Here is a 5,614-nt window from a genome sequence, read left to right on the forward strand (position 1 = left end):
GTCGCCCGCGTTCATCCAGCTCTTCGACCAGACTTCGATACTTAGACCGAAGCCAGCACACAATGGTCTCGTCTCTCATCCCTGCTCTTGTGCAGAGGCTCTCCACTCCGGTCAATCACTATTGCGGTAAGTTGTTTCCTGCCACCGCCTTACGCTGCCGTGTCTCGCTCAAAATCAGGGACATTCGGACTTGGTGGAGGATTGGGAGTATTGCAGCAGTCATTATGCTCCAGATTGCGAAAGGAGAGACGATCGAGCTTTTTTTCCATTCAGTTCATCGAAATCAACAAAAAGATAAGAAAAACCAAAATTCACTTTCCCTCGTCCCAATGTCTCTGGACGCTCGATAAAGACCGGGCCTAATGAACTTGAGGAGCGCTCAAAGACTTGCAACTGAGAGTTATAGCGATAGGTAAACCCTGGCACGGTCGAGATAGCGGGGAAGTCAGCGGCAGAAGCCGCCATCTGCTTCACCAACAACCCGAGGGTTGCTAAGCTTGCGCTGGTAAAATGGGCACGATGAGGAGTGGCATCGCGATCCACATCGGCTTCGATGCCACGATCGCCAAAGAGTAAGCCAATACGGTCCGAGAGATTCCCAGCTTCAGCTTTGTCCACCATTCCTACCATACACGCAACGGCAACAAGCAGTCTTATGATCGCCACTTGGATCATGTCTCCTCCTCACTCAATAATTTTTGAAAGGGCGATTCCAAGAGATAACCACCCCCACCATGAAACAAACAAGAAGAACCGTATCGTATGGGGCATACTCAGAAAAGTCAAAATCGCGACAACCAACTTCACCATCCTCAATTTGACGCCTTCCGGCTTCTTCCGTATAGTGAGATTCCGTGGTCGGGTTTTTCTCCGTCGATTCCAACGTGACAACCTGCAAGAGTTGAGCATGGAAGTTGTAGCACTTATTCCTGCTCGCTATGGCTCTACTCGCTTCCCTGGGAAGCCACTGGCATTGCTGCGCGGTAAGCCCATGATCCAACATGTCTACGAACAAACACAAGCGGTACACGGGTTATCACGGATCATTGTTGCCACTGACGATGAGCGTATCGCCAACGTCATCCGTAAAGTTGGAGGTGAGGTGGCGATGACTCGCTCTGACCATCCCACCGGCACGGATCGTCTGGCAGAAGTCGCGGAACAGCTCAATGCTGACCTCATCGTTAACGTCCAAGGAGATTTACCGTTCTTTCCTGCAACACTCGCCCAAGATGCGGTAAACGTACTTGCTGAGGCACCGACAGCCGTGATGTCGACAGTAAAAACGCCGATTTACGATAACCAAGAGTGGCACAACATCAATGTGGTAAAAGTGGTGACCGACCACAACGGGTTTGCCTTGTATTTTTCGCGCAGTCCAATTCCTTTTGTCAGAAGTCCAGAGTCCAAAGTCCAAGGTCTAGAGCCCAGAGCCCAAAGCCCAGAGCCTGTCTTAGGCTACCGACATATCGGCTTATACGTGTACCGGCGTGACTTTCTCTTCACGTTTACCAAACTGCCACGCACACCGTTAGAACAAACCGAACAACTTGAGCAGTTACGTGCTTTGGAATGGGGCTATCGAATCACTGTCAGCGAGACTGAACGTCCAACCATCGAGATTGACACGCCAGAGGATCTACGGCGTGCAGAGGAGGCAATGCCATGAGCACCAGCGGAAATGGGAAAGATAGTCGCAAGACAAAGTTTATTTTCATCACCGGTGGTGTAGTCTCTTCTCTGGGTAAAGGGATTGCTGCCGCCTCGATCGGTGGACTGCTTGAAAGTCGGGGCCTGAAAGTGACGTTATTAAAGATGGACCCTTACATTAATGTCGATCCAGGCACGATGAATCCATTCCAACACGGCGAGGTGTATGTCACCGATGATGGGGCGGAAACTGACCTCGACCTTGGTCACTATGAGCGCTATGTCTCGACGCCCATGAGCCGAAAAAACACGTTCACGACCGGCCAAGTTTATGATGCGGTCATTTCTCGCGAACGCAAAGGTGACTATCTCGGCGGCACCGTACAGGTCATCCCGCACATTACGGACGAGATCAAGAACCGCATCCTCGCCGCAGCCGCTGGCTTTGATGTCGCTATTTGTGAGGTTGGCGGTACGGTCGGTGATATCGAAAGTTTACCGTTCCTCGAAGCAATTCGTCAGTTCCGTTGGGATTGGGGACGCGAACATGTATTGTACGTGCATCTCACATTAGTGCCGTTTATCTCTGCTGCCGGTGAATTGAAGACCAAGCCGACACAGCACAGCGTGAAAGAACTGACCAGTCTCGGTATCCAGCCGGACGTTCTCCTGTGCCGCACCGATCGTTACCTCGACGCCAAGGTCAAAGCAAAAATTGCCCTGTTCTGTAACGTCAATGATAACGCCGTCATCACCGCCAAAGACGTCGAATGTATCTACGAAGTGCCGCTGGTGTTTCATCAAGAAGGCCTCGACGAACGGATCGTGGAAAAACTCAACATGTGGACCGGTGGACCGAACCTCAGCAAGTGGGAGCGGATTGTCCATATTTACAAGAATCCTCGCGAGCGCGTACGCATCGCCATGGTCGGTAAATATGTCAACCTGATCGATTCCTATAAGAGTCTGAACGAAGCGCTGGTGCACGGCGGGCTGGCCAATGAGTGTCGTGTCGAAATCGAACATCTCGATTCGGAACAGCTTGAGGACGGCACGCTCCCAGATGCCGTTCGTCAGGCCGATGGCCTCCTGGTCCCGATGGGATTTGGCCAGCGCGGCACTGAAGGCAAAATTGCAGCGGTCCGCTACGCACGTGAAGAAGGCATTCCCTTCTTCGGCATTTGTTTTGGCATGCAGATGGCGGTGATCGAGTTCGGTCGCAATGTCTGCAGCCTGGCTCACGCCAATTCAACCGAGGTTGATGAGAACACTCCCCATCCGGTCATTGCCATGATGAACGAACAACGCGCGGTCGTGCAAAAGGGAGGCACGATGCGACTTGGTGCGTATCCATGCACCCTCCAAGAAGGTACCCTTGCCGCGAAACTCTATGGGCAAACACAAATTTCTGAACGCCATCGCCATCGTTATGAATTCAACAACGAGTACCGCGAACGCTACGCAGCCAAAGGCATGATCTTCAGCGGCCTTTCCCCTGATGGCGGATTGGTGGAAATTGTCGAGATTCGCAAACACCCGTGGTTTGTTGGCGTGCAGTTCCATCCTGAGTTGAAGTCACGTCCGTTCGACTGTCACCCGCTGTTTTCCGGATTCGTTCGGGCAGCTTTACAACGCCGCTTAGGGCATCAGGAAAGTCCACTGCGGCGCGTGAGCGGAGCTGGACGCGCATGATTCGCGAAGTCACCACCACTGTTGTCCACATCGGCGCACTCGCATGTGGCGGCAATAAGCCCTTTGTCTTGATTGCTGGCCCGTGTGTCATCGAAGGGCGCGATTCGGCGCTGTACCACGCTGAGGCAATCCGTGCCATTACAGACCGGCTCGGTATTCCGTTCATTTACAAATCGTCCTACGACAAAGCCAACCGCACTTCTGGTGAGTCGTTTCGCGGCCTTGGTATGGATGAAGGATTGGCGATTCTTGCCGAGGCCAAACGCCAGTGTGGAGTGCCGGTACTGACGGATGTCCATTCACCTGAAGAGGCACTCGCAGCCGCAGAGTTCGTCGATGTGTTGCAAATCCCCGCATTTCTCTGTCGGCAGACGGACCTCTTGATAGCCGCAGGGAAAAGTGGCCGGGTCGTGAACATCAAAAAAGGCCAGTTTCTCGCTCCGTGGGACATCGGCAACGCCGCAGGCAAAGTCGCGTCGACCGGAAATCAGCACATCTTGTTAACCGAACGTGGAGCTTCGTTTGGTTACAACAACCTGGTGTCAGACTTCCGCTCGTTACCGATTATGGCCCGCACCGGATATCCGGTTGTTTACGATGCCACCCATAGCGTGCAGTTACCTGGCGGACAGGGAAGCAGTTCAGGTGGACAGCGCGAGTTCATTGCTCCACTCGCTCGCGCCGCCGTCGCTGTTGGTGTCGATGGATTATTTATGGAGGTGCATCGCGAGCCGGAGCGCGCCTTAAGTGACAGCGCAACGGTCTTCCCACTCGCCCAACTTGAAACGACGTTGCGAACACTGCAGCAACTCGACGCCATCACCAAGCAGCGGTCTCAGTAAACATTACTCGCCCTCTTCAGACTGTGATGTAGACCATAGCCGGCTTGCCCTGGCGGTGGATCGTATCCGCCCTCGGTGTCGGCCCGTGCATTGGACCGGAATGAAGCGGATCACATGACCCGAATTGCACCGCGCATTATTCAACATTTCTACAAATTTCAGAGGGGCGAGACTGCTCTCGCCCCTCTGAGCTGCTCTACGGCACGGTCACCAGTGGACTGGTCAACAGCGGCGTCAACCCATTGTTGGGGAAATAGCGAAACTCAAACGTCCCCCGCTGCCGCAGCTGAAAACTGCAGGAGCCCGTCGCGCGCGGCGTTGGACTCGGACTCGCCGTACAGTTTACATACTGAAACGCAGTGTATGCCCCATTCCCTGCGCCCTGCCGATACAACCCGATCCAGTCCGTCCCGCGCGCATTAGGAATCCCTTGCCAGACAACCGTCACATATCCACCCAACGCGCTCGTGCTCGGACTCACCGTCAAGAGCGGCCCACTCGCCGCCTCATTGTCCACGATCGTGACGGTAGCGGTACTCGGCGTGCCCAGCGCATACCCACTGCCTGCACCTAGCGTCACAATCACGGTCTCATTGCCCTCAGCATCGGGATCATCCGCCGGCAACACCGGCAGCACTGCCGACGCCGCACCCACACCGAGCGTCACATTTCCCGTCAACGTGGTGTAGTCTGTCCCGTTACTGGCCGTACCACCCACGGTGTAGTTCACCGTCATGGCACCCGTGGTACTACCCGTGCGCGTGATCGTGAACTGCCCTTGGGTACCGCCTTCCGCGGCATTCGCCACCGTCGCTTGAATACTCACCGTCGCCACCGTCCCACTCGCGCCCACCGTCACCGCATTACTCGTGGCAAGCTTCGTGAACCCGTTGTTGCGGAAGTAGCGGAACTCATAACTGCCCACTCCACTCAGCCGGAATGGACACGACCCCGCTGGCCGCGGCGTAAGACCAGGGCTTTGTCCACAGTTGACGTACTGATAGGCCAGGTAGGCCGTATCTGCTGCTCCGGCACGATATACACCGATCCAGTCGGTTCGACTCGGTGAGGTCACCCCATTCCACGTCACCGTCACCGTGCCGCCACCAGCCAGCGTATCGGGAATGGCGGTAAAGGTCAGGCCACTGGCGACGACATTGACCGTAAACGCCCGGCTCGCCGGAGTGGGATCTTCAAGACCAGCGGCATCGCGGGCTTTGACGAACAAGGTATACGTCCCGTTCGCCAGACCGGTGAAGGGTCTGGTAGTCGCACTACTAAGGCGGTGGCAGGAAACAACTTACCGCAATAGTGATTGACCGGAGTGGAGAGCCTCTGCACAAGAGCAGGGATGAGAGACGAGACCATTGTGTGCTGGCTTCGGTCTAAGTATCGAAGTCTGGTCGAAGAGCTGGATGAACGCGGGCGAC

The 5,614-nt window shown here is 55.0% G+C and carries 5 protein-coding genes; 3 read left to right on the plus strand and 2 right to left on the minus strand.

Translation table 11 applies throughout. The features are described 5' to 3' along the window. Positions 1–222: 222 nt before the first annotated feature. On the minus strand, positions 223–675 hold the full coding sequence (locus FJ147_26740) for a hypothetical protein (protein MBM4259484.1): 453 nt from the start codon (positions 673–675) through the stop codon (positions 223–225). A 232-nt stretch (positions 676–907) separates the two neighbouring features. Between FJ147_26740 and kdsB the strand changes: the two genes are divergently transcribed. From kdsB to FJ147_26755, 3 genes are read left to right on the plus strand one after another with little or no spacing between them, the layout of a single operon-like run. Next, a complete protein-coding gene (kdsB, locus tag FJ147_26745; protein ID MBM4259485.1) occupies positions 908–1,669 on the plus strand; it encodes a 3-deoxy-manno-octulosonate cytidylyltransferase in 762 nt (253 codons plus the stop codon). Beyond that, entirely contained in the window at positions 1,666–3,342 is a 1,677-nt protein-coding gene (locus FJ147_26750) for a CTP synthase (protein MBM4259486.1), read from the plus strand. Before kdsB ends, FJ147_26750 begins: the two co-directional genes overlap by 4 nt. Next, positions 3,339–4,184, plus strand: a complete 846-nt coding sequence (locus FJ147_26755; protein ID MBM4259487.1) for a 3-deoxy-8-phosphooctulonate synthase — start codon at positions 3,339–3,341, stop codon at positions 4,182–4,184. The genes FJ147_26750 and FJ147_26755 overlap by 4 nt, the downstream gene beginning before the upstream one ends. Positions 4,185–4,380: 196 nt before the next feature. Here the strand turns inward: FJ147_26755 and FJ147_26760 are convergent, their stop codons facing one another. After that, positions 4,381–5,433 (minus strand): hypothetical protein, encoded by a 1,053-nt coding sequence (locus tag FJ147_26760; protein MBM4259488.1) that lies wholly within the window; start codon positions 5,431–5,433, stop codon positions 4,381–4,383. Between the last annotated feature and the right edge of the window lie 181 nt (positions 5,434–5,614).

Source organism: Deltaproteobacteria bacterium (assembly GCA_016874775.1).
In the GTDB taxonomy this organism is placed as follows: domain Bacteria; phylum Desulfobacterota; class Binatia; order Bin18; family Bin18; genus VGTJ01.

What these genes read in the sequence shown, in the direction of transcription:
- FJ147_26740 (MBM4259484.1), bottom strand. Translation starts at nt 675, where the DNA reads ATGATCCAAGTGGCGATCATAAGACTGCTTGTTGCCGTTGCGTGTATG.
- FJ147_26755 (MBM4259487.1), top strand. Translation starts at nt 3,339, where the DNA reads ATGATTCGCGAAGTCACCACCACTGTTGTCCACATCGGCGCACTCGCA.
- kdsB (MBM4259485.1), top strand. Translation starts at nt 908, where the DNA reads ATGGAAGTTGTAGCACTTATTCCTGCTCGCTATGGCTCTACTCGCTTC.
- FJ147_26750 (MBM4259486.1), top strand. Translation starts at nt 1,666, where the DNA reads ATGAGCACCAGCGGAAATGGGAAAGATAGTCGCAAGACAAAGTTTATT.